At 68.9% G+C, this 23,222-nt stretch carries 17 protein-coding genes and 1 tRNA gene; 8 read left to right on the top strand and 10 right to left on the bottom strand.

Annotated elements, in window-relative coordinates:
- Window positions 1-9: 9 nt before the first annotated feature.
- From NM1_RS16525 to NM1_RS16515, 3 genes are all read right to left on the bottom strand, one after another.
- The gene (locus NM1_RS16525; protein WP_068020495.1) at window positions 10-7,413 is read right to left on the bottom strand and encodes a non-ribosomal peptide synthetase; all 7,404 of its coding nucleotides are present in this window, start codon (window positions 7,411-7,413) and stop codon (window positions 10-12) included.
- Window positions 7,414-7,676: 263 nt separating this feature from the next.
- Entirely contained in the window at window positions 7,677-8,636 is a 960-nt protein-coding gene (locus NM1_RS16520; RefSeq protein WP_246011572.1) for a helix-turn-helix transcriptional regulator, read from the bottom strand.
- 77 nt (window positions 8,637-8,713) lie between these two features.
- A complete protein-coding gene (locus tag NM1_RS16515; RefSeq protein ID WP_084519699.1) occupies window positions 8,714-9,463 on the bottom strand; it encodes a M23 family metallopeptidase in 750 nt (249 codons plus the stop codon).
- Window positions 9,464-9,763: 300 nt separating this feature from the next.
- Between NM1_RS16515 and NM1_RS16510 the strand changes: the two genes are divergently transcribed.
- Both NM1_RS16510 and NM1_RS16505 read left to right on the top strand, forming a co-directional pair.
- Complete coding sequence (locus NM1_RS16510) at window positions 9,764-10,825, top strand: nitronate monooxygenase (RefSeq protein ID WP_174556881.1); 1,062 nt, start codon at window positions 9,764-9,766, stop codon at window positions 10,823-10,825.
- Window positions 10,826-10,882: 57 nt separating this feature from the next.
- Complete coding sequence (locus tag NM1_RS16505; protein WP_068020491.1) at window positions 10,883-11,275, top strand: SCO5389 family protein; 393 nt, start codon at window positions 10,883-10,885, stop codon at window positions 11,273-11,275.
- A gap of 108 nt (window positions 11,276-11,383) precedes the next feature.
- On the opposite strand, the gene NM1_RS16500 is transcribed toward NM1_RS16505, so the two are convergent.
- Window positions 11,384-11,761: a DUF2255 family protein gene (locus NM1_RS16500; protein ID WP_068020490.1), complete on the bottom strand. Its 378-nt coding sequence runs from the start codon at window positions 11,759-11,761 to the stop codon at window positions 11,384-11,386.
- 92 nt (window positions 11,762-11,853) lie between these two features.
- A complete protein-coding gene (locus tag NM1_RS16495) occupies window positions 11,854-12,045 on the bottom strand; it encodes a hypothetical protein (protein ID WP_068020488.1) in 192 nt (63 codons plus the stop codon).
- Between the two features lie 138 nt (window positions 12,046-12,183).
- On the opposite strand from NM1_RS16495, the gene NM1_RS16490 reads away from it, so the two are divergent.
- Window positions 12,184-12,756 carry an ADP-ribosyltransferase gene (locus tag NM1_RS16490; protein WP_068020486.1) on the top strand — a complete coding sequence of 191 codons (573 nt, stop codon included), beginning with the start codon at window positions 12,184-12,186 and terminating at the stop codon, window positions 12,754-12,756.
- Entirely contained in the window at window positions 12,756-12,905 is a 150-nt protein-coding gene (locus NM1_RS42285; protein ID WP_157123933.1) for a hypothetical protein, read from the top strand. Before NM1_RS16490 ends, NM1_RS42285 begins: the two co-directional genes overlap by 1 nt.
- 21 nt (window positions 12,906-12,926) lie before the next feature.
- Here the strand turns inward: NM1_RS42285 and NM1_RS16485 are convergent, their stop codons facing one another.
- From NM1_RS16485 to NM1_RS16465, 5 genes are all read right to left on the bottom strand, one after another.
- Window positions 12,927-14,543: an acyl-CoA synthetase gene (locus NM1_RS16485; RefSeq protein WP_068020485.1), complete on the bottom strand. Its 1,617-nt coding sequence runs from the start codon at window positions 14,541-14,543 to the stop codon at window positions 12,927-12,929.
- 146 nt (window positions 14,544-14,689) lie between these two features.
- Complete coding sequence (locus NM1_RS16480) at window positions 14,690-15,160, bottom strand: YiiD C-terminal domain-containing protein (RefSeq protein WP_068020484.1); 471 nt, start codon at window positions 15,158-15,160, stop codon at window positions 14,690-14,692.
- Window positions 15,161-15,268: 108 nt separating this feature from the next.
- Window positions 15,269-16,903 (bottom strand): long-chain fatty acid--CoA ligase, encoded by a 1,635-nt coding sequence (locus tag NM1_RS16475; RefSeq protein ID WP_068020482.1) that lies wholly within the window; start codon window positions 16,901-16,903, stop codon window positions 15,269-15,271.
- A 147-nt stretch (window positions 16,904-17,050) separates the two neighbouring features.
- The gene (locus NM1_RS16470) at window positions 17,051-18,115 is read right to left on the bottom strand and encodes a cation diffusion facilitator family transporter (protein WP_084519696.1); all 1,065 of its coding nucleotides are present in this window, start codon (window positions 18,113-18,115) and stop codon (window positions 17,051-17,053) included.
- On the bottom strand, window positions 18,112-18,501 hold the full coding sequence (locus NM1_RS16465) for an ArsR/SmtB family transcription factor (RefSeq protein ID WP_068020480.1): 390 nt from the start codon (window positions 18,499-18,501) through the stop codon (window positions 18,112-18,114). The genes NM1_RS16470 and NM1_RS16465 overlap by 4 nt, the downstream gene beginning before the upstream one ends.
- Before the next feature lie 465 nt (window positions 18,502-18,966).
- Between NM1_RS16465 and NM1_RS16460 the strand changes: the two genes are divergently transcribed.
- From NM1_RS16460 to NM1_RS16445, 4 genes are all read left to right on the top strand, one after another.
- Window positions 18,967-20,580 carry a flavin-containing monooxygenase gene (locus NM1_RS16460; RefSeq protein ID WP_068020479.1) on the top strand — a complete coding sequence of 538 codons (1,614 nt, stop codon included), beginning with the start codon at window positions 18,967-18,969 and terminating at the stop codon, window positions 20,578-20,580.
- 94 nt (window positions 20,581-20,674) lie between these two features.
- Entirely contained in the window at window positions 20,675-22,144 is a 1,470-nt protein-coding gene (locus tag NM1_RS16455; protein ID WP_068020476.1) for a flavin-containing monooxygenase, read from the top strand.
- A gap of 100 nt (window positions 22,145-22,244) precedes the next feature.
- Window positions 22,245-22,317: transfer RNA gene (locus NM1_RS16450), tRNA-Arg, on the top strand.
- 616 nt (window positions 22,318-22,933) lie between these two features.
- Window positions 22,934-23,222, top strand: a 289-nt coding sequence (locus NM1_RS16445; RefSeq protein ID WP_157123930.1) for an NAD-dependent epimerase/dehydratase family protein, incomplete at its 3' end; no start/stop codon positions are given.

Genomic DNA, 23,222 nt, shown 5'->3' with positions numbered 1-23,222 from the left:
ACGAGAACTTCAGGGCCGTTCGCTATGACCGGGCAACAGTTCGTCCAGCACCACCACGACCTCGGCGGCGCCGAAGGCGGACGGTGCCGGGCCCCGCTCGACCACCACGGCCCGCAGGTCCTCCATGGGCTCCGGATCCAGTTCTCCGAGCTCGGAGGCATCGCCGAACAGGTGTGTCACCCACTCGTCCGCCAGCGCCTCGCTCGTGACCGCACTCGGCAGCACGATCGACGCGCCCGCGACGCCCGCGGCCGCCAGCTCCAGCAGCATGCCGAAGCCGTCCGCGGTCCCCTGCCGGAACGTCCGGGACTCGAACGTCAGGTCCGTGCGCGTGCGCAGCCGGTCGACGGCCGTCGCCAGCTGGTCGTAGGTCACGGTGCCGTCGGCGGTCGCGCGGGCCGGATCCGCACCGCGCAGCGGCCGCGTCCGGTGGGCGTAGGTGACCGGGCGCGCCGATTCCCCGGCGATCTCGGCGGCCACGGCCGGATCGTCGAGCAGCAGCCAGTCGATGCCGTCACTCCCGGGAGCCGACCCGGTGGTGAGCCCGACCTTGATCTCCAGCGACGCCGGCAGCGCCGCACCGTCACCGACCGGTATCACGGCGGCCCCGGCCTTCAGCACGGCCCAACCGGCCACGGCCGATTCGACGCCGCGGTCGAGCCGCACCGCCACTCCGGTTCCCGGCCCGCAGCCCCGGCCGATCAGCACCCGCGCCAGCCGCGACGACCGCGCATCGAGTTCCTGATAGGTCACCGCGTCATCGCCGAAAGCCAGTGCGGGACCGTCGGGATCGTCCTCCACCACCGCCGTGAGCGCCTGCGGTAGCGCGGTGCCGTTCGCCGACACCCGCTCCACGGGTTCGGCCCGAGCCACGTCGGCCTGCGCCCGCTCCCGCTCGTCCAGCAGGTCGATATCGCCGACGAGCACCTGCGGATCGGCGGCCACCGCGGCCAGGATCCGCTCGAAACGGCCGCCCAGCGCCCGCATCGTCGACTCGTCGAAAAGATCGGCGGCATAGGTGAATACGGTGATCAGCTCGGCGGGTGACCCCGTCTGGTCGTGCCGCGGCTCCACGATCACCTGCAGGTCGAACTTGGCCATCACCGCATCGGTGTCCAGCGCCGCGACGGTCAGGTCCGGCAGCTCCAGCGTCGGCTGCTCGGTGTTCTGGAACGACAGCATCACCTGGAACAGGCTCTGCTCGCCCGAGCGGCCCGGGGAGACGACCTCGGCCACCCGCTCGAACGGGATATCGGAGTTGCCGAACGCGGAAAGATCCGTCTCGCGCGCCTTTTCGACCAGCGCGTCGAAGGTGTCGGCGGTGCTCACCCCCGTGCGCAGCGCGAGCGTGTTGACGAACATGCCGACCAGATCGTCGAGCGCGCGCTCGCCACGGCCCGCGATCGGCGTGCCGACCGTGATGTCGGCGCTGCCCGACTGCCGGGCCAGCAGCGCCGCCAGCGCCGCGTGCACCACCATGAACAGCGACGAATTGTGTTCGCGCGCAATGCGAAGCAGTCCCTCGTGCACCACTGCGGGCAGCTCGAATCCCACCTGGCCGCCGCGCATCGACGGCGTCTGCGGTCGCGGGCGGTCCGGCGGCAGCAGTGCGGTGCCGGAGATTCCGGCGAGCTGCGCCCGCCAGTAGTCCAGCTGCCGGGCGGCGATCGAATCGGCCTCGTCGTCGGTGCCGATCACGCCGCGCTGCCACACGGCGAAGTCGGCATACTGCACTTCCAGTGGCGCCCAACCCGGTTCGCGCCCCTCGAGGCGGGCGAGATACGCGGTCATCACGTCTCGGGCCAGCGGAGCCAGGGAGGCGCCGTCACCGGCGATGTGGTGCAGCACCAGCGCCAGCAGGTGGTCCCCGCCCTGCTCCAGCAGCACCGCGCGCACCGGAACCTGCTGTGTCACATCGAATCCCGCAGACATCAGCGAGGTGATGTGGCCGACCGGGTCGGTGGTGGTCTCCACCGGCAGCCCGTCCGGCAGCGCCTCGGCGGCCGACAGGATCTCCTGATACGGCAGCCCGCCCGGACCCCCGGCCGGGTAGCGGGTGCGCAGCACCTCATGCCGCTCCAGCACGTCGGTGACCGCCCGGCGCAGCGCCGCCACGTCCAGCGCGCCGGTCAGGCGGACCGCCAACGGGATGTTGTAGGACGGTGATTCGGGGTCGAGCTGGTTGATGACCCACATCCGCTGCTGCGCGAGCGACAGCGGAATCCGGTCGACGCGCGGCACGGGCGCCAGTTTCGGCCGCACCGCCCCGGCGGCCGCGCCCGGCACGATCCGCGCCGCCAGCGCGGCGACGGTCGGTGCCTCGAAGACCTCACGGACCACGACGTTCGAGTCCAGCGCCTCGTTGATCCGCGCCACCGCGCGGGTGGCGAGCAGGGAGTTGCCGCCCAGCGTGAAGAAGTCGTCGTCCAGGCCGACCTCACCGGCGCCGAGCAGCCCGGCGAACACATCGGCGACCGCCTGCTCGATCGGGGTGCCCGGCGCCCGGTACGCGGCCGACCCGAGGAACTCCGGCGCGGGCAGCGCCTTGCGATCGAGCTTCCCGTTCGCCGTGAGCGGCAGCACGTCCAGCACCACGACGGCATCCGGAACCATGTAGGCGGTGAGGAATTCGGCGACACGCGTCCGCAGCGCGGCCGAGTCGAGCTGCGAACCAGCTTCCGGCACAACGTATCCGACGAGCCGGTCACCGGCCTGCTCGTCCGCACGCACCAGCACCACGGCCTGACTCACCCCGTCACACCGCAGCAACGCCGCCTCGATCTCCCCCAACTCGATCCGGAACCCGCGCAACTGCACCTGCTGATCACCACGCCCGGCATACTCCAGATTCGCCTCCCCACCGAAACCCGCCCACCGGCCGATATCACCCGTGCGATACATCCGAGACCCCGCCCCACCGAACGGATTCGCCACGAACCGGCACGCGGTCAACCCCGGACGGCCCAGATACCCGCGCGACACCTGCACACCACTGATATGCAACTCCCCCGCGACCCCCACCGGCGCCGGATGCAACCGATCATCGAGCACATACGCATCCAGACCCGGCAGCGCACGACCGATCACACTGGCCGGAATATCGGCCAACCGCTCGTCCACCGCCAAGAACGACACATGCACCGTCGTCTCGGTGATCCCGTACATGTTCACCAACTGCGGCGCATCCGACGCATGCCGCTCGTACCAGCGCTGCAACTGCCGCAGATCCAGCGCCTCACCACCGAAGACGACATAGCGCAGCGCGAACTTGCCCGACCCGCCCGCGTGCGCCGCCCGGTCCGCCTCCGCCAACTGGTAGAACGCCGACGGCGTCTGATTCAGCACCGTGACCTGCTCGCGAATCAGCAACTCGCGGAACAACTCCGGCGACCGCGAGGTCAGGAAGTCGACCACCACGACCGCGCCGCCGTTGGCCAGCGCACACCACAGCTCCCACACCGAGAAGTCGAAGGCGGAGGAGTGGAACAGCGTCCACACGTCGGTCTCGTCGAAATCGAACAGCAGCTGGGTGTTGGCGAACAGCTCCAGCACGTTGCCGTGCGCGACGCCCACGCCCTTCGGCACACCGGTGGAGCCGGAGGTGTAGATGACGTACGCCAGATTCTCCGGCCGCAGCGGCGCGACCCGATCGGCGTCGGCCACCGGGGAGCCGGGGAACTCCACGCTCTCCTCGAACAGAACCACGCGAATATCGCTCGCGGGCAGCGCTTCTCGCTCCGACGCGGTGGTCAGGATGCAGGCTGGCGCGGCGTCGGAGAGCATGAACTCCAGCCGCTGCGCCGGATAGGCGGTATCGATCGGCAGGTATCCGGCACCCGCGATCAACACGCCGAGCAGCGCCACCGGAAGCTCCTCGGTGCGCGGCATGGCCACCGCCACCAGCGATTCCGGGCCGACGCCCCGGTCGATCAGGGCCCGTGCGACCCGGTTCGCCCGCCGCTGCAGCTCGCCGAAGGACAGCGTGGCGTCGCCGAAGCGAATCGCGGTCGCATCCGGACGCCGATGTGCCTGTGCGGCAATCAGATCCACCAGTGTGACCGGCGGCACCTGAGCACCGGACGAATTCCATTCGTGCAGCACCAGTTCCCGCTCGCCGGGCGCCAGCACGTCGATATCGCCCACGACCGCACCGGCATCGGCGGCGACCGCGCCCAGCATGCGCTGGAACCGGTCGGTGAAGTCCTGCACGGTGGCCTCGTCGAACAGGTCGGTGGCATAGGTGAAGGCCGCCGAGATGCCCTGCGGCACACCGCGTTCATCGGTGCGCTCGGCCAGCGCCAGCTGCAGGTCGAACTTGGCCAGCGGCACCGCCAGATCCACGCCGGATACCGCCAGGCCGGGCAGCTCCAGATCGGTCTGTGCCAGATTCTGGAACGTCAACATCACCTGGAACAGCGGGTGCCGCGCCGCCGACCGCGCCGGATCCAGCAGCTCCACCAGCCGCTCGAACGGCACGTCCGCGTGACCGAACGCGGCCACATCCGTGCCGCGGACCGCGGACAGCAGTTCGGCGAACGGCACGCCCGGATCGATCTCGGTGCGCAACACCAGCGTGTTGACGAACATCCCGATCAGGTCGTCGAGCTCGGCCTCGCCGCGGCCCGCGATCGGGGTGCCGATCGCGATGTCGCGGGTGCCCGACAGCCGCGCCAGCAGTGCCGCCAGCGCCGCGTGCACGACCATGAACAGCGTCGAATTATTTTCGTGCGCAAGCTCGTTCAGTGCGGCGTGCACCTGCGCGTCGATCTCGAATCCGACGGTCGCACCGCGGTAGGTCGCGGCGAGCGGCCGGGGTCGGTCGGCCGGGAGATCGAGCTGCTCGGGCAGCGCCGCCAGCTGCCGCCGCCAGTACTCGATCTGTTGCGCCAGGAGTGATTCCGGCTCGTCCTCGGCGCCGAGTGTCTCGCGCTGCCACAGCGCGTAGTCGGCGTACTGCACCGGAAGCGGCGCCCAGCCCGGCCGTTCGCCCCGCACCCGATCCAGGTAGGCGGTCATCAGGTCGCGCGTCAGCGGGCCCATCGAGAAGCCGTCACCCGCGATGTGGTGGACCACGCACACCAGCACGTGCTCCTCCGCCGCGAGCCGCAGCACGCGCAGCCGGACCGGCGGGGCGGCGGTGGCGTCGAATCCGCCCGTCACCGTCTCGGCGACGAGCGCGGGCACCCGCGACTCCTCCGCGTCGATCACCGAAAGCTCCGGTACGGCAAGGGCATCCGAGACCGGAAGCACCAGCTGATACCCCTCGCCGTCGAGCTCCGGATAGACAGTGCGCAGCACCTCGTGCCGCTCCACCAGATCACGCACCGCGGCGCGCAGGGCCTCGATATCCAAGGCACCCGTCAGCCGGACCGCGACGGGGATGTTGTTGACCGCACTCGCCGGGTCGAAGCGGTTGAGGAACCACATCCGCTGCTGTGCGTACGACAGCGGGATGCGTTCCGGGCGCGGCATCGGCCGCAGCTGCTGCCCGGCCGCCGAACCGGCGTGGCGCTCGACGCGTTCGGCCAGCGCGGCCACCGTCGGCGCCTCGAAAAGCAGCTGTACCGGCACCCGCACATCGAGCGCGGATCCGATGCGGGCCGCGGCCTGCGCGGCCAGCAGCGAATTGCCGCCCAGCGCGAAGAAATCGTCGTCGGCACCGACCCGGCCCGGCCCGGTGCCCGCCGCGGCCCCGGCGCGGTCCTGCGCCGCCGCCTGTGCGGCCTCTCCCGGACCCACCTGTTCCATCGGGGTCCCGGGGCCCAGCAGCGCCGCGAACACGTCCGCGACGATCTGCTCCACCGGGGTGGACGGCGCGCGGAATGCCCTTGCGGCGAACGTCGGTTCGGGCAGCCGCGCGCGGTCCAGCTTGCCGATGGGTGTCAGCGGGATCTCGTCCAGCACCATGATCAATGCCGGAATCATGTACGCGGGCAAGGAGTTCGAGAGGAACTCCTCGAGCTCGCCGGTATCGAGCGTCGACCCGGCGCGCGGCAGCACGTACGACACCATGGTGGTGCCACCGGCGGGCAGCGGGCGCCCGAGCGTGGCCGCGAAGTCCACGTCCGGATGTTCGGTCAGCGCGTTGTCGATCTCGCCCAGTTCGATCCGGAAGCCGCGCACCTTCACCTGGAAGTCCGAGCGGCCCAGGAACTCGATCCCGCCGTCGGATTCGTTGCGCCGCACCAGGTCTCCCGTGCGGTACAGCCGAGCGCCGGGGCTGCCGGTCTCCGCTCCGAACGGGCTGGCGACGAAGCGCCCCGCCGTCAGCGCCGGGCGGCCCAGGTACCCCTGCGCCAGGGCCGGACCCGCCAGGTAGAGCTCGCCCACCACCCCGGCGGGCACCGGCCGCAACCGCGAATCCAGTACGAACACACCGACACCCGGGATCGCGGGGCCGATCGTGATCGGCTCGCCCGGGGTCAGCGCGATGGAGGTCACCAGGATCGTGGCCTCGGTCGGGCCGTAGCCGTTGACGAACGTCCGCCCGTCCCGCGCCCACCGGCCCACCAGCTCCGGACCGAACCGGTCGCCGATGACCATCACGGTCTCGATATCGTCCAGGCCCGTCGGATCCACCGATTCCAGCGCGCCCGGCGTGATCAGCATGTGCGTGGCCCGCTCGCGGCGCAGCAGATCCGCCAGCTCGTACCCGCCGAACACCTCCGGCGGCGACACCACCAGCGTCGCGCCGGTGGAGAAGGTGAGCATCAGCTCCAGCACCGAGACGTCGAAGTTCGGCGAGCAGACGTGCATCACCCGCGAATCCTCGGCCACCCCGTAGTGTTCGCGCTCCGCGGCCACCAGCGCGCCCAGCCCGACGTGGGTGACGACGACGCCCTTCGGCCGGCCGGTGGATCCCGAGGTGTAGATGACGTAGGCCGGGTGCAGCTCGGTGAGCGGGCGCACGCGGTCGGTGTAGGAGATCGGATGCGACGGCCGTGCCGCCACCCGATCGCGCACCACCGGATCGTCCAGCTCCAGCCAGTACACGCCGGTGCCGAGCGCGGGCCGGTGCGCGGAGAGGGTCAGGCCGATCACGGCGCCGGAATCCGAGACCATGTGCGCGATGCGCTCCGCCGGATAGGTCGGATCCACCGGGACGTAGGCGGCGCCGGTCTTGGCGATCGCCCAGACCGACAGCACCGACTCGATCGAGCGGGTGATGCCGATGGCGACCACGTCGCCCGCCCCGACGCCGCGGTCGATCAGTTCCCGGGCCAGCCGCGAGGAGGCCTCGTCCAGTTCCCGGTAGGTGAGCTCACGCGCGTCGGCGGGATCATCGGCCGGGGCGAACCGGATCGCCACCGAATCGGCTGCGGACTCCACCGCGGCGGTGAGCAGCTGTCCGAACAGCGGGCCACCCGACCGGCGGCGACGGCCACCACGAGCGGATCGGCGGGCAGTTTCCATTCGAGTGCATTCACCTCTCGCGTCCAGCGGGTCCGCACGGCCGCATCAAGGCAGCCCCTCGCGCGGTCCGAGCAATCATATCGGGGTTACGGTGCACCGCGGTGGCTACGCGAGCTCCTCTAACTCATCGGTACAAGGGTGCTCGGATGTTGCGCGGGAAGGCGGATTCAGTGGCCTGCATCACAGCGCATCCGGGTCGGACGCCGAGAGGTGAGCATTCGCGGCCGACTACGAGCAGGACCGCTCACGCCGGAGCAGCAAGCTCACAGCCAGCCGCGCCGGATGGCCTGCACGCCCGCCTGGAAGCGGGTGCTCGCACCGAGCCGCTCCAGCAGGCTCGCCGTGCGGCGCACGACGGTCCGCCGGGACATGCCCAGCCGGCGCGCGATGGTGTCGTCGGTGGCGCCCAGCCCCATCAGGGTGAGAATGGCGCGGTCGCGCTCGTCCAGCGGTTCGCTCGGATTCACCGAGATCGGGGCCGCCAGCGACCACAGCACGTCGAAGGTCCGCACCAGCAGGTCCAGCGTCGGCGACGGACCGATCCGCAGGCCCATCGGATCGCCGCGCCGCTCGTCGCTGTGCAGCATCAGGCTGGCCCGCTCGCCGTCGACGATCATCACCTTCAGCGGCGGATCGGGCAGGGTGCGCGCCAGGGCACCGGCGGAATTGGTGGCGAGGGCGTGCCGCAGCCGATCCGGGTCCTGATAGACGGTGTCCTGGTACAGGGTCTGATAGCGGATCCCGGCGTCGATGCGGGCCGATTTCAGCTCGAACATCCGCTCGGCCTTGTCGGCGTCACAGATGTAGGGCCCGCGCTCGACCAGCCGCACGCTGTTGCGGGCCGCTCGCTGCAGATCCTCGAATTCGGCGACCAGCTCCCGGGTTTCGTACATCGGCACGATGGTGCCGCCGCCGCGCACAGTGCGCCGCACCGATCGGAACGTCTCGCCCAGCCGGGCCGCCGCCGCGTGCATCCGCGCGGTCTCGCCCTGCCGCCGCCGGGATTCGGCCTCCGACAACGCTTCCGGGGCATGGGCGTCCCATACGGTGCGGCCGTTGGTATCGATGCGCACGGCCGCCTGCAGCTCGCACAGCCGGTCCAGCGATGCCTCCGCGACCTCCAGGGGGCATTCCAGATAGGACGCCAACTCGATCAGGCTGGACCGCGGATGTTGCACCAGGGCCGCGTACGCGCGCCCCTGCAGAGACCTGGAATCGAACAATTCGTGTAAACCTGTCACATCACCAGCCCCCGCAACCGCCGGCCGCGACAGCGCGCGACCGTTGACACCCGCGACGATTACTCGGGTCCCCACGACTGCTGCGACAGGATGACACCCTTGCTGGCCAGGTAGGGCGTGGGATCGATCTTCACGTCGCTGGGATCCCAGATCTCGAGGTGCAGGTGCGGACCGGTGGAGTTGCCGCGGTTGCCGACGGTGGCGATGACATCACCGGCGTTCACGCGCTGGCCGACGTTGGTCAGGATGTCGTTGACGTGGCCGTAGACCGCGGTGGCGCCGTCGTCGTGCCGGACGCGGACCCACAGGCCGAAGCCCGACGCCGGGCCCGCCTCGATCACCGTGCCGCTGGCCACCGAGCGAATCGGGGCGCCGAGCGTATCGGCGAAGTCGACACCGTAGTGGAAGGCGCCCCACCGGGATCCGAAGTCGGAGCTCACGACACCGGCGACCGGGCGGACCGCGGGAGCCGGGGCGACCTGGTTCTGCAGGCCCTTGATCACCTGCTCGGCCTGCGACAGCGGACCGGCGACCTCCGGCGGTAGATTCTGTAGCCCGAACGGCGCGGGAGGCGCGGGGGCGGCGATGGGCGCCGCCTCCACCGGGGCCGGGGCGGGTTCCTCGGCGGCCACGGGGGCGGCGGTGGCCGCCCGCGCCGGCTCGACCGGCTCGGAGGCCGGCTCCAGCGCGACGTCGTCGGTGCTGGTGCTGTCGTGACTCACCGGAAGCAGCGGCGCGGCATGGGCGAGCTGAGCGGCGGTGCCGACGATGGCACCGGCCGCGACCGCGGCGCTGGCCGCCAGTTTCATCCGGTCGGCGGTACGCGGCTCGGCACGATGCCGGTTCGGCCGACCGGCGGCACCATCTCCGAGCAGGTCCTGAACAGATACGGAACTGGAGGTCTCACGGTGCTGCGGCAAGGCTCGTCCTAGCGTCGATCAACTTCGGATGCGGAGCCGGGTCGAAACCCCATTTTCGGTAACGATTCGGCATCTGCTGTGACGCAAACTGTACTCCGCCGTGACCTTTTCGCAACCTTCCGGCGAAAAAGTCCAGGTGAGAGGGGTATCACCGTCCTGCGCGACCGTTACATACGCCAGACTGGAGGGGTGATCATCGACGAGCTGCGAACCCCGATCGTGCTGGCGCCGATGGCGGGCGGACCCTCCACACCCGAACTCGCCGCCGCGGTGTCGGCCGCGGGCGGGCTCGGCTTCCTCGCCGCCGGCTACCTGAGCGCGGGTGACACCGCCGACCGCATCGTGCGAACCCGGGCCCTGCTGTCGGAGACCGGCGCGAATGCCGTCCCGTTCGGCGTGAACCTGTTCGTTCCGAGCGCGCCGACGCCCGCCGAGCGGTTCGACCGCTATCTGGAACAGGTCGGGCGCAACTTCCCGCTCGGCGAGGCGCGATTCGATACCGACGACTGGGAGGCCAAGCTGGACGCGCTGGTCACCGATCCGGTGGCGGTCGTGTCCTTCACCTTCGGCTGCCCGTCGGCGGCCGAGATCGCCCGGCTGCGTGCGGTCGGTTCGGAGGTGTGGGTGACGGTCACCTCGGTCGGTGAGGCGCGCATCGCGGCCGAGGCGGGCGCGGACGTCCTGATCGCCCAGGGCGCCGAGGCGGGCGGGCACCGGGCGACGTTCGTGGACCGGCCCGAAGACGACACGGCCGATCCGCTGTCGACGCTGGCGCTGCTGCAGTTGCTCGCGGGCACGACCGACCTGCCGGTGGTGGCGGCGGGCGGCATCGCCACGGGCGCGGCCGCCGCCGCGGCGCTGGTCGCCGGTGCGGCGGCCGTACAGCTGGGCACGGCCTTCCTGAACTGCCCCGAGGCCGGGACGGCGCAGCTGCATCGCGACGCCCTGACCATCGACACCCCGACGATGCTCACCCGCGCCTTCAGCGGCCGCCGAGCCCGCGGACTGCGCAACCGGTTCATCCTCGACCACCCCGACGCGCCCGCCGCCTACCCCGAAATCCATTACGCCACCGGGCCGTTGCGCAAGCAGGCGCGGGCCGACGGCAACGCCGATGCGGTGAACCTCTGGGCAGGTCAAACACATGCGCTGACCGGCGAGTTACCCGCCGAGGATCTGGTGCGCACCTTGTCGGCTGATATGAAAAGTGCTCTGAAACTAGGACTTTCGCGCACAATCCAGGATTGTTGACAACCTTTTTCGTTTAGAATCAGATGACATCATCCGCCATCCCATGAGGAGAGCGTTATGTCACTCGACGTACCTACCGCACTGCTCGAACGCGCCGAACGCGGTGAGGTCTCCGACGACGAGTTCGTCGAATGCGTCCGCAACTCGCTGCCCTACGCCTACGAGGTGGTCAGCAGGGTGGCAGCCGATCTGCGTTCCGGCACAGCCGAATTCGCCGACAATCAGGTACCCCCGCCGGACGAGACGGCCCGCGGCCAGCTGCTGCGCGCCATGGCGTCCGACTCCATCCGCGGCGGCCTGGAGCGGCACTTCGGGATCAAGATCGCGTTCCAGAACTGCCACCGGGTAGCGGCGTTCCCGCTGTCGGAGGTCGGTGGCGAGACGTACACGCGGTTCATCTCGACCCGCGCTCAGCTGCTCAACCAGAGCCCGGAACTGCGTAACTGCTAACCGAATACGCGACCGGCGCAGGCGGACCCCTTCCGCCCGCGCCGGTTTCGCATGCTCACACCGTTCCGGCCGAGACCATGCCGGGAAGACGACGGTAGCCGGTGCGCGCTAGCCCTGCGGAAGCAGCTTGAGCGTTGTGGATCGTGCTCTGGCGCCGGTGATTTCGGCGATGATACTGGCGGCGTAGCGCTGGTACTTCGCGGCGTACTCGGTATCGATATCGTCGTTGCGGGCGGGGTCGGCGTCGACGAAGGTGATGTCCTGGTCGATACTGCCGGCCCGGATCCGGCCGCGCCCGCTGTCCACCGCCGTCCGGTACCACGCCGCGTCCGGCCCGTTCACCGAGCGCACGTAGAGGTCGCGGCCGTGCCGCACCACCCAGATCGTCACCGGCATGCGCAGCGTGCCGTCCCGCCCCGCCGCCGCCAGTTGCAGTTCTTCGGTTTCCGCGATCCTGTTGAGCTCATCGGCTGTCCACTTCGCCATCGGCGTCTCCTTCCGGGTCCCGGTGGTGAGCTGGAAAGCATCTTTCCCTCTCATCACCCCAGGTCCCGGCTGCGACACCGCCGCGTCGGCAATCAGTACCGGAAGGTCACCGGAGACGCGGCACCCCCGGCGTAGGGCAGCAGCGCCGTCGGCTGCAGCCCCGGCTCGAACCGGGCGGGGGCCTGCGACCACTGCGAGCGGCCGGGCGCCGCGGTCGCGTCCAGGCGCGCCAGCCGGTGACGCCGGACCGAATCCGCGCCGACGGCTTTGTCGACCTTTGCCAACCGGCTCGGAGTAGCGGTCCGAGAAGCGCAGCTTCACCACATGCCACTGCGCCCTTGCGTGGGGTCGGTCCTGGACGGCGGGTGGGCTACACGGCACGCGTACCCGGGGGCGAACCGGCGATGCTGAACAATGCGTGTGTGGCGGATGCGGACGATGATGTTTTCGCGAATACTCGGCCAGGCGAGGTAGCCCTCGCAGGTCAGGACCTAACCCTCCTCACTTCGGAGGAAAGCGGAGCGATCCGCGCCTATGCCCTGAACTTCTTTCAACTGATCAACGACGCTTTATGGGGGCATGCCCCGATGACGCCTGTCCTGAAGCGGCACATCAACCTGATCCGATCCGGCCTCGCGAAATACCCGCTGAGCGAGTCCGTGCGCGTAACCCGCGAGTCCGAGGCTGCGCTTTACGGCATCGTGGACGAAACTTCGGCGTACGCGCTGGTCGAGGAGCAATTCACGCACAGGGGTTTCCTGTCGACGTGTGGTCTGGTCGACCCGCCCCGGTCGATGCTCCATCGCGATCCGGTGATTCTGGACTTGATCGTGCCTGCAGGCACCCCGGCCCTGCGCCTGGGCGAGCTGGCCACCGTGCCTGCAGAGCGGGAAGTGTTACTTATTGACGCGCGCAGCTACTTCATCGTTGGTGTTGATTGGGATACAGCGCGTAGCATGTGGCGTATTCAGGCATTCGTGACAGGAGGCGTGTGATGGGTGCATTGACGCAGGAAGCGATGCGTGCAACCCGCGTTCGGTTGACGCCGGAGCAGCGCGAGGCGCGCCGTCGCGAAGCCGAGAAGCTGGGCATCAAGATCCGTCGCTACCGCACAACCACTGCGGTCGACAAGAGCGACAAGTAGTCGAGGCGCATTTGCCGTCTATTACAGCTCGCGCAGCTTGCGCTTGAGGATCTTGCCCGTGGGGTTGCGGGGCAGCTCCTCCAGGAAGACCACCTCGCGGGGGACCTTGTAGCGCGCGAGGTTCGCCTTGACGTGCGATCGGATGTCGTCGACCGTCAGCGCCTCCTCGTCGCGGACGACGTAGGCCGCCAGGCGGGCGCCGAACTCGTCGTCGGGGACACCGATCACGGCGGCCTCTCGAATCCCGTTGTGCGCGTTGAGGAGTTCCTCGACCTCGCCGGGGAAGACGTTCTCGCCGCCGGAGACGATCATGTCGTCGTCGCGTCCGTCGATGAAAAGCCTACCGGCGGAATCGAAGTGGCCGACGTCGCCGGAGGACATCAGGCCGCGGACCCGCTCCTTGCCGCCACCGCCGGTGTAGCCCTCGAACTGCGCGGCATTGGCGACGAAGATGCGGCCCGTGACTCCGACGGGAACCTCGGCACCGGAGTCGTCCAGGATCTTCACCACCGCGCCGAGCACCGGCTTGCCCACGCAGCCGGGCTCCGCGGCGAGATCGGCGGGCGTGGCGATGCTGGCGTAGGCAACCTCGGTGGAGCCGTACAGGTTGTAGACCACCGGCCCGAACAGGGCCGTCACCCGGCGGCACAGATCGGCGCCGAGCTGCGACCCGGCCACGAAAACGATTCGCAGCCTTGACAAGTCGCGACCGGTCAGCGCCTGCGGGCCGAGTTCGACGATGCGGGACAGCATCACCGGCACCGTGATCAGCGCGGTGGCACGGTGGCGGGACATGCTGTCGATCACCTGCTGCGGATCGAAGCGGCGGCGGATCACCAGCGTGGAGCCGAAGCCGATGGCCAGCAACGACATTGCGAAGCCCAGGGTATGAAACAGCGGTGCCGGGCATTCGGTCACCTCGCGGGTGCGGAACGGCACCCGGCTCAGCACCGCCCCGAGCGGCTCCAGCGAGCGCGGTTCCGACCGCGGCGCCCCCTTCGGGGTGCCGGTGGTGCCGCTGGTCAGCAGGATGATCTTGGAGCTCGGCCCGGATGCGGGCGGCGCCTCGGACGAGCCCGCGGCGATGAGCGATTCGAGGCTGCTCGGATGGCTGGAATCCGTCCAGGCGCGATACGCGCCCCGGCGCGGGCTCAGGTCGCCGAGGATCGGCTCGTACTCCTCGTCGTAGACCAGCAGGTCGACCCCCTCGCGGGCGGCGACGTCGCGCAGCTGCGGGCCCGCGAAATCGGTGTTCAGCAGGATGATCCGGGCACCACACTTGGCGGCGGCGAATACCGCGTCCAGCAGCCCGCGGTGGTTGCGGGCCAGGATCGCCACGCCCTCGCCCGACCGCAGCCCGCGCTTGCGCCACTCGTTGGCCAGCCGGTTGCTGCGCTCGTCGAGGGCGCGATAGCTCAGGGCGCCCAGCTCGTCGAGCACCGCGGTGCGGTCGCCGTAGCGGGCCGCCGAAAGTGTCAGCAGCGCAGGCAGACCGCCGTATCGCAGGAACGCCGAGCCCGCCGACAGCAGCGTCAGCGGCGACTCGATGCCGACCAGCCCGCTGCCCACACACACCCGCAGGTACTCCAGCTCGGTCCACGCCCGGGTGCCCAACGTCCGCAGCAGCGATAATGTCATCGCCCAACCCCCTTGCCGCGCCGAATATCTCGCGCAATCCCAGCACGCAACGCAACCATGCCGGACCTCCTCGTCCACCCGCCTTTTGGCATGCGCCCCCAGGTTAACCCGGAGCGCGCCACCCCGCCCAGCAGCAGATGCGGCCGCTATTTCCCGTGCGTGCGCAGCTGATACAGGCCCTGCGTCTCGGCGACCACGACGCCGTCGGCATCGGTCACCGTAGCCTTCAGGGTGAAGTCGGCCTTGCCGTTGGCCTCGGCATCGGCCGTGATGCGGGCGATCTCCTCCTCCGAGATCGACGCCTCGGCGCGCACATCGGTCTTGGCGGGCTTGCGGAAGAAGATCTGCAGATCCTTGACCAGCGGGTAGTACTTCGCACTGTCGAAGGTGGCGATAGGGATTGCGCCACCGAGGATTTCGGCGACGGTGAACAGCACGCCCGCGTACATGACACCGAAGTGGTTTCCGTTGCCCTCGATCGGCACCGTGGTCGCGGCGAAGCCCGGCCGCACCTCGAGCGCCTGCACACCCATCTTGTGCGCGATCGGAATCGTGAACTCCAGCGCCCCGTTCACCATGTCCGCGAACGCCGGAGCGTCGCTGTTCGTCTCGGCCATGAAGCATCCTTCCTGCGCACCACTGCGTGCCCGGTCACCGGACCGGGCACGCTCAGGGTACATCCTGTTGACAGTCTGCCAACAGCACCCGGGCACGCCGGGGCGGACCTACAGCGTGGCCACCTTCAGGTCCCCGTCGGCGTACCGCGCCCGCAGCCGCTTCTTGTCGAACTTGCCGACGCTGGTCTTGGGAATCTCGTCGATGAAGGCCCAATGGTCGGGCAGCTGCCACTTGGCGAACTTGTCGGCGAGGAAGTCGCGGAGGTCGGCGGGATCGGCGGCGCCGCCCTCCTTGAGCACGACCGCCACCAGGGGGCGCTCGTCCCATTTCTCGTCGGGGATGCCGATCACCGACGCCTCGGCGACGGCCGGGTGGCCCATGATCGCGTTCTCCAGATCGACCGAGGAGATCCACTCGCCGCCGGACTTGATCACGTCCTTGGACCGGTCGACCAGCGTCAGGTAGCCGTCGGGGCTGATCTTGCCGACGTCTCCGGTGCGCAGCCAGCCGTCGTGGAACTTGTCCGGATCCACCTCCGACCCCTGGGGCGAATAGTACGAGCCGGTGATCCACGGACCGCGAACCTCCAACTCCCCCAGCGACTCTCCGTCATTGGGCTGCACCGAGCCGTCGTCGCCGACCAGCCGCGCCTGCACCGACGCCGGGAAACGCCCCTGGGTGAAGCGGTAGGCCCATTCGTCCTCGCCCTCGGCGCCGCGGGGCGGGTGGCCGACACTGCCCAGCGGAGAGGTCTCGGTCATACCCCAGGCGTGCAGCAGCCGCACGCCGTACTTCTCCTGGAAGGCCCGCATCATGGCGGGCGGCACCGCCGAGCCGCCGACCACGCAGGTCCGCAGGTGCGAAATGTCCTGGGGCTGCGCGTCCAGCCCCGCCAGCACCCCGCCCCAGATGGTCGGCACCGCCGCGGCGAAGGTCGGCCGCACCGCGGCCATCATCTGCAGCAGCGGCGCCGGCTGCAGGAACCGGTCGGGCATCAGCAGGCTCGCGCCCGCCATCATGGCCGCGTACGGGATGCCCCACGAGTTGGCGTGGAACAGCGGGACGATCGTGAGCACGGTGTCCTGGGCGGTGAAACCCATGCTGTTGGGCGAGATCACCTGCATGGCGTGCAGCCAGTTCGAGCGGTGCGAGTAGACGACGCCCTTCGGATCGCCGGTGGTGCCGGAGGTGTAGCACATACCGGCCGCCGAACGTTCGTCGATCACCGGGTAGTCGAAGGTATCCGGTTGCGCGGCAAGCAGTTCCGCGTACGAATGCACCTGCACGCCCGCGGGCGCGGTCAGGCTGGCCGGGTCGCCGTCGGCGACGAGTACGTGGCGCACCGTCTTCAGGTTCGGCAGGTACTGGGCGAACATCGGCACCAGCGAGCCGTCCACGATCACGACCTGGTCCTCGGCGTGGTTGGCCACATAGACCAATTGCTCCGGGAACAACCGGATGTTGAGCGCGTGCAGCACCGCCCCCATCGCGGGCACCGCGGCGTAAGCCGCCATGTGCTCGGTGTTGTTCCACATGAACGTGCCGACCCGGTCACCGTCGCCGATGCCCAGACTGCGCAGGGCATTCGCCAGCCGGGCGCATTCGACGCCCAGTTCGCGATAGGTCGTGGTGCGCACGCCGTCGCCGGTCCACGTGGACACCGTGGCGTCGCCGTGGAACGTTGTCGCGTACCGCAGCAAAGTCGCCAGCGACAGCTGCTCGTCCTGCATCGTGCTCAACATCTGAAACGCCACTCCTCACCAGTGAACGAGGTCACACTGCCGCGAGGATAGCCGAATTCGGACACCGTGGGAGGGGGCTCGACTGAAGTCGGCCGCCCGCACAAGAGCCCTCGCTAGCAGCGAAAACATGGGACGACCCGGCGAAGATCACGTGTGCGCAGGGTAGGCGTGCACCAGCGCCCGGTCCAGCTTCGGCACCACATGCGCAAGGGTGTGCTCGGCGCCGTGCGCGATGCGGTGCGCCTCGTGCAGGCTCGTCGCCGGGTCCACGTCGAGTTCCGCATCGGCCTGCAGGCGGTGGCCCACCCAGCGCATCCGCACGCTGCGCACCCGCAGCACCCCGGGTTCGGCCGACAGCGCGTGCTCCGCGGTCGCCACCAGCCCCGGATCGACGCCGTCCAGCAGTCGCCCGAACACGTCGCGCGCGGCCGAGCGCAGCACGCCCAGGATGGCGATCGTGATCAGCAGGCCGACGATCGGATCGGCGAGCGGGAAGCCCAGCGCCACCCCCGCGGCACCGAGAACGACTGCGAGAGAGGTGAACCCGTCCACGCGCGCGTGCAGCCCGTCGGCCACCAGCGCGGCCGACCCGATGCGCCGCCCGACCCGGATGCGGTAGAGCGCGACGACCTCGTTGCCGGCGAAGCCGACCAGGCCCGCGGCCGCGACCCAGCCCAGATGACCGATCGGAATCGGATGGATCAGCCGCAGCACCGCCTCGTAGCCCGCGATCAGGGCGGACAGCGTGATCATCGCGATGACGAACAGCCCCGCCAGATCCTCGGCGCGGCCGAACCCGTAGGTGTAGCGCCGGGTCGCCGCGCGGCGGCCGAGCGCGAAGGCGATCCACAGCGGTATCGCCGTCAGCGCATCGGAGAAGTTGTGGATCGTATCGGCCGCCAGCGCCACCGACCCCGACCACGCGACGATCGAAATCTGCAGCGCCGCGGTGATTCCCAGCACCGCCAGGCCGATCTTCACCGCGCGGATCCCGATCGCACTGGACTCCAGCACGTCATCGATGCTGTCGGCGGGATCGTGCGAGTGCGGGACGAACAGCTCGCGCAGGACGCCGAGCAGGCCGTGGTGGTGCGAGTGGTCGTGCCCATGAGCCGGGGCGGGCGCACCGGAATGCTGATGACCATGCCGACGGGCATCACTGTTCTCGCGGTCCGGAGGGCCTTGGAGCGCAGTGCGTTTCGGGTCGTTCATCTGCCCGTCTCCTGCCGCGGCAGCTCCCGCACCGCCGCCTCCCGGCGATGATGGGCGGGCACCCCGGGCCCGGCGTGCTCCGCATTGTGGACCGCATCCACGACCAGTTGCCGCACGTGGTCGTTCTCGAGGGCGTAGTGAATGGTGGTGCCCTCCCGGCGGGTGCGGACCAGGCGGGCCATGCGCAGCTTCGCCAGATGCTGGGAGACCGAGGGCGCCGGCTTGCCCACATGGGCGGCGAGGTCGTTGACCGACAGTTCGCGATCGACCAGCGCCCACAGCACCTGCACCCGGGTGGCGTCGGCCAGCATGCGGAACACCTCGACCACCAGCCGCACCTGATCCTCCTCGATCGGCGAGCGAGGTGCCTGGCTACCTGCATTCATACGCAGATAATAAAACACCGGTGCGGGCCGCCACCATGGCTATTGATGGGCGATCGAGAGAAAAGGCGGCTGCACGCGACGAACCCCACCTTCGCCGCACGCAGCCGCCCTCTGCCGATCGTCACACCCGACGCGAGTTACCGATCGGCAGACCGTCCGATGTGCGCCCGGTCTTGCGACGACACCCCCTGCGGCACCGCCGAATCACCAAACCCACACCAGGACAGGCTATTTCGAGCAACTTCCTAGTGGAAAATAGTAAGGAGCCGAGCGGTCGCCTGTCCAGTCGAAACGCCGGGCCCGCCGTCGTCCACCCGGCCGCGCACGCCCCGCCGCTCGCGGCGACGACCGGCAATCGTCCTGATGACCGGGACACGACCTCCCACGGAGCACATCCGGGCAGATATTTCTAGAAGAAATATGGCGATACGAAACTTCTTCGCGCCACCCGTCGGAGAGGGACCTATGCAGGACCGTGTTGAGCAGGATATTCGCGACGTGATCATCGTCGGAGCCGGATTCGCCGGACTCTACGGCGTGCACCGGGCGGTGTGCTCCGGGCTGGACGTGATCGGGATCGAGGCGGCGCCGGGCGTCGGCGGCACCTGGTATTGGAACCGCTACCCGGGCGCCCGCTGCGACGTGGAGAGCATCGACTACTCCTACTCCTTCGACGAGGATCTGCAGAGCAGCTGGCGCTGGAGCGAGAAGTTCGCGGCGCAGCCGGAGATTCTCGCCTATCTCGAGCACGTGGCGCGGCGCTTCGATCTGTTGCGGCACTTCCGCTTCGGGCGCACGGTCACCGCGGCGCGGTTCGACGAGGACACCGCGACCTGGACGCTGCGCACCGACGACGGCGCCCGGCACCGCGCGCGATTCGTCGTCTTCGCCACCGGATGCCTGTCCGCGCCGATCCGGCCGGACATCCCGGGCGTCGACACCTTCGCGGGCGAGGAGCTGTTCACCTCGCGCTGGCCCGAACGGGGAGTGTCGTTCGAGGGCAAGCGGGTCGGGGTGATCGGCACCGGATCCTCCGGCATCCAGATCACGCCGATCATCGCCCGCGAATGCGCGCGGCTGACCGTATTCCAGCGCACCGCCAATTACAGTGTGCCGTGCCCGAATCGGCCGCTCACGGCCAGCGACCATCGGCGCATCCGCGCGGAATACGTTGCGCGACGGCAGAAGTCGGCATACGCACCGGCCGCCACCCCGCACGAAGGGCATCCGCGCAAGGCACTGGACTGCACCGACGACGAGCGCACCGCCGCGCTGGAGGAGCGCTGGAACGGCGGGGGCGTGCTGTTCAACAAGGTATTCCCGGACCAGAACAGCGATCCGGTGGCCAACGACATCGTGCGCGAGTTCGCCGAGGCCAAGATCCGCGCCCGCATCGACGATCCGCGGGTCGCCGCCGACCTGATCCCGGACGACCACCCGATCGGCACCAAGCGCATCTGCACCGATACCGGCTACTACGAGACGTTCAACCGGCCCAACGTGCATCTGGTGAATCTGCGGCGGGAGCCTATCGAGGAGATCACCCCGGGCGGGATCCGCACCGCGGACGGGTTCATCGAGCTCGACACGCTCGTCTATGCCACCGGTTTCGACGCGATGACCGGAGCCCTGCTGCGCATCGACATCCGGGGCGCGGCCGGGGCGAACATTCGCGATGCGCTCGGCGACGGACCGGTGACCTATCTGGGCTTCGGGCTGCCCGGATCCCCGAATATGTTCAGTATCAACAGCATCGGCACGCCGTCGGTGCTGGCGAATATGGTGCTGCACTCCGAGCAGCAGATCGACTGGGTCTTCGATCTCATCGAACACGCCCGGCGGACCGGCATCACCCGGGCCGAGGCCCGCGCCGACGCCGCGGCCCGGTGGACCGACCACCTGGGCGAGGTGGCCGCGGGCACGCTGTTCGTGCGGGCGAACTCCTGGTATCTGGGCGCCAACGTCAGCGGCAAGAAGCGGGTGTTCATGCCCTACCTGGGCGGCTTCGGCAACTACCGGCGGCACTGCGACGCCGAACGCGACGGCGGATACCCCGGATTCCAGCTTCAGGCGCGATGACCTGCACGAATATCCTTTCGGTCATGGCCGAAAATATGGATCTGCTGGCCGTTGATCTCTTCGCGCCGAGGGTGGGAACACTTAACCTCATGGTATGACTCGCACCCCGTCCATCCTCATCATCGGCGCCGGATTCGCCGGACTCGGCATGGCGCTGGAGCTGCAGCGCGCCGGGCTGGACAACTACACGATCCTGGAGAAGGCCGACGATCTCGGCGGCGTGTGGCGCGAGAACACCTACCCGAACGCCGCCTGCGACGTGCCGTCGCCGCTGTACTCGTGGTCCTACGAGCCGAAATCCGATTGGCCGCGGCGGTTTTCGCAGCAGGCCGATATCCACGCCTACATGCGATCGGTGGCGGAGAAGTACGGACTGCCCGCGAAGATCCGTTTCGGGACCGAGGTCACCGACGCGGAATTCGATGAACGGCAGGGAGTCTGGCAGGTCCGGACCAAGGACGGCGCGACCCTGACCGCCGACATCCTGATGCCCGCCGTGGGTCAGCTGTCGCGCCCGGCGATGCCGAACATCCCGGGCGTCGACACCTTCACCGGGGCCGCGTTCCACTCCGCCGAATGGGACCACGGCGTCGACCTCACCGGTAAGCGGGTCGCCTGCATCGGCACGGGAGCCAGTGCGATTCAATACATTCCGGCGATCCAGCCGAGGGTCGAGCACCTCACGCTATTCCAGCGCTCGGCCGCGTGGGTGCTGCCGAAGTTCGATACCGAGTACACCGCAACGCATCACGCGCTGTTCAAGTACTTCCCGCCGAGCCGCCTCGCCGAGCGCTTCGCGATCTGGACCTTCTTCGAGGTGATGTCGCTGGCGCTCACCGACATCCCCGCTATCAAGAAGCCCGTCATCGCGATCGCGGATCGCCATCGCGCCCAACAGGTTCCGGATCCGGAGCTGCGTCGCAAGCTGACCCCCGACTACGCGGCGGGCTGCAAGCGCGGACTGTTCTCCAACGACTACTTCCCGGCGCTCGGGCAGCCGAACGTCACGGTGGAGACCACCGCCATCGAGGCGATCACCCCGACCGGCATCCGCACCGCCGACGGCGTCGAGCACGAGGTCGACGTGATCGTCTACGGCACCGGTTTCAAGGGCACCGAGTTCCTGGCGCCGATGAACATCTACGGCGTCGGCGGGCGCAAGCTCGCCGACGAGTGGTCCCCCGAGGGCGCCCGCGCCTACCTGGGCATGTCCGTGCCCGGCTTCCCGAACCTGTTCCTCATGTACGGCCCGAACACCAACGTCGGCGCCGGTTCGATCATCTACATGCTGGAATCGCAGGCCCGCTACATCCGCCAGGCCGTGCAGTACCTGGCCCGGCGCCCCGGCCACTTCCTCGCGGCCCGCCCCGCGGCCGAACAATCCTGGGACGACTGGCTGCAGAAGCGCCTGAAGGACACCCCCTGGAACTTCTGCTCCAGCTGGTACCGCTACGCCTCCGGCCGCATCACCAACAACTGGCCCGGCGCCACCGTCCTGTTCCGCTGGAAGACCCGCCGCTTCGACCCCACCGCCTACGACGAGGCCACCACCCCCGCCCCCTGACCCGCCCCGCCACCCCCGACCGCCACGATGCCGTCGATCATTGACCCACCGGGTAAACTCCGCCCAAGCCCGGAACCCGGTTCGCACCACGAACCGATCCGCCCTCGTAGCTCAGGGGATAGAGCACCGCTCTCCTAAAGCGGGTGTCGCAGGTTCGAATCCTGCCGGGGGCACTGAACTGCAACACCGTTTTCGCTGTCCAGGGCGGTTCTTGGCGTTTGCAGGTTCGGTTCCTCGAGGGCACTGTTCGTCGTTCATACGCTATTCGTCGCGCACTGAAACGCGCAGAGCGATCAACTGCGCTGGTGCAAACCTCTAGCAGCACGAGATCCGGAACTGAATCGGCGGCGCGGGAGGCTCAGCGGCTGTCGACGTCGCTGGCCACAACGACCTACGGCAACCGCATCGCTACCGTCTCCACCCGCGGCGTTCACCACGCCGTGACTCACCGCCACGTCTGACCCAGATATCACCAAGTCAGCAGGATCGACCTGCCTATCGCCGGCCACGCGAGAGATTCTCGACCAGCTCACACCCGGTTCCGGTAGGCGCGCGAGCAAACAACCGACAGCCGACGCGCTGAATGTGGATTGAAGCGGGCATTCGAAAAGCGCCGCCGCAGGATACCGAGCGAGTGTATCGAATACGTTTCGAGTCGCAGACCGAGGCCCATCGGACTCAGACGAACAACCGACGCGCTGACCACGCGTGGCGGCAACGGGCGCGCCGCGCTCCATCGTTCGTCTCAGCTACCATCGGGAGAACTTGTCCAAGAGGAGGATTCGAACGGTGAAGTTGCTCGTAACCGGCGCCGCCGGATACATCGGTTCGGTAGTCGCACACCAACTGATCGAAGCCGGTCATCAGGTCGAGATCATCGACAACTTGTCCACCGGCTTTCATGAGAATCTTCCGACCGAAGCCACTTTTCATCACATGTCGGTCCATCGAGCAGCCGATGTCATCACCCCGGAGGCCGGATTCGACGGAGTCTTACACTTCGCTGCTTCCATCGAGGTCGCCGAATCGGTTCGCAATCCTGAAAAATACTGGCACAACAATATCGAAGGCTCGCTAG

Source organism: Nocardia mexicana NBRC 108244 (assembly GCF_001613165.1).
Classification (GTDB): domain Bacteria; phylum Actinomycetota; class Actinomycetes; order Mycobacteriales; family Mycobacteriaceae; genus Nocardia; species Nocardia mexicana.
Note: the sequence above shows the minus strand (reverse complement) of the source record. Positions and strands in the feature narration are given on the sequence as shown.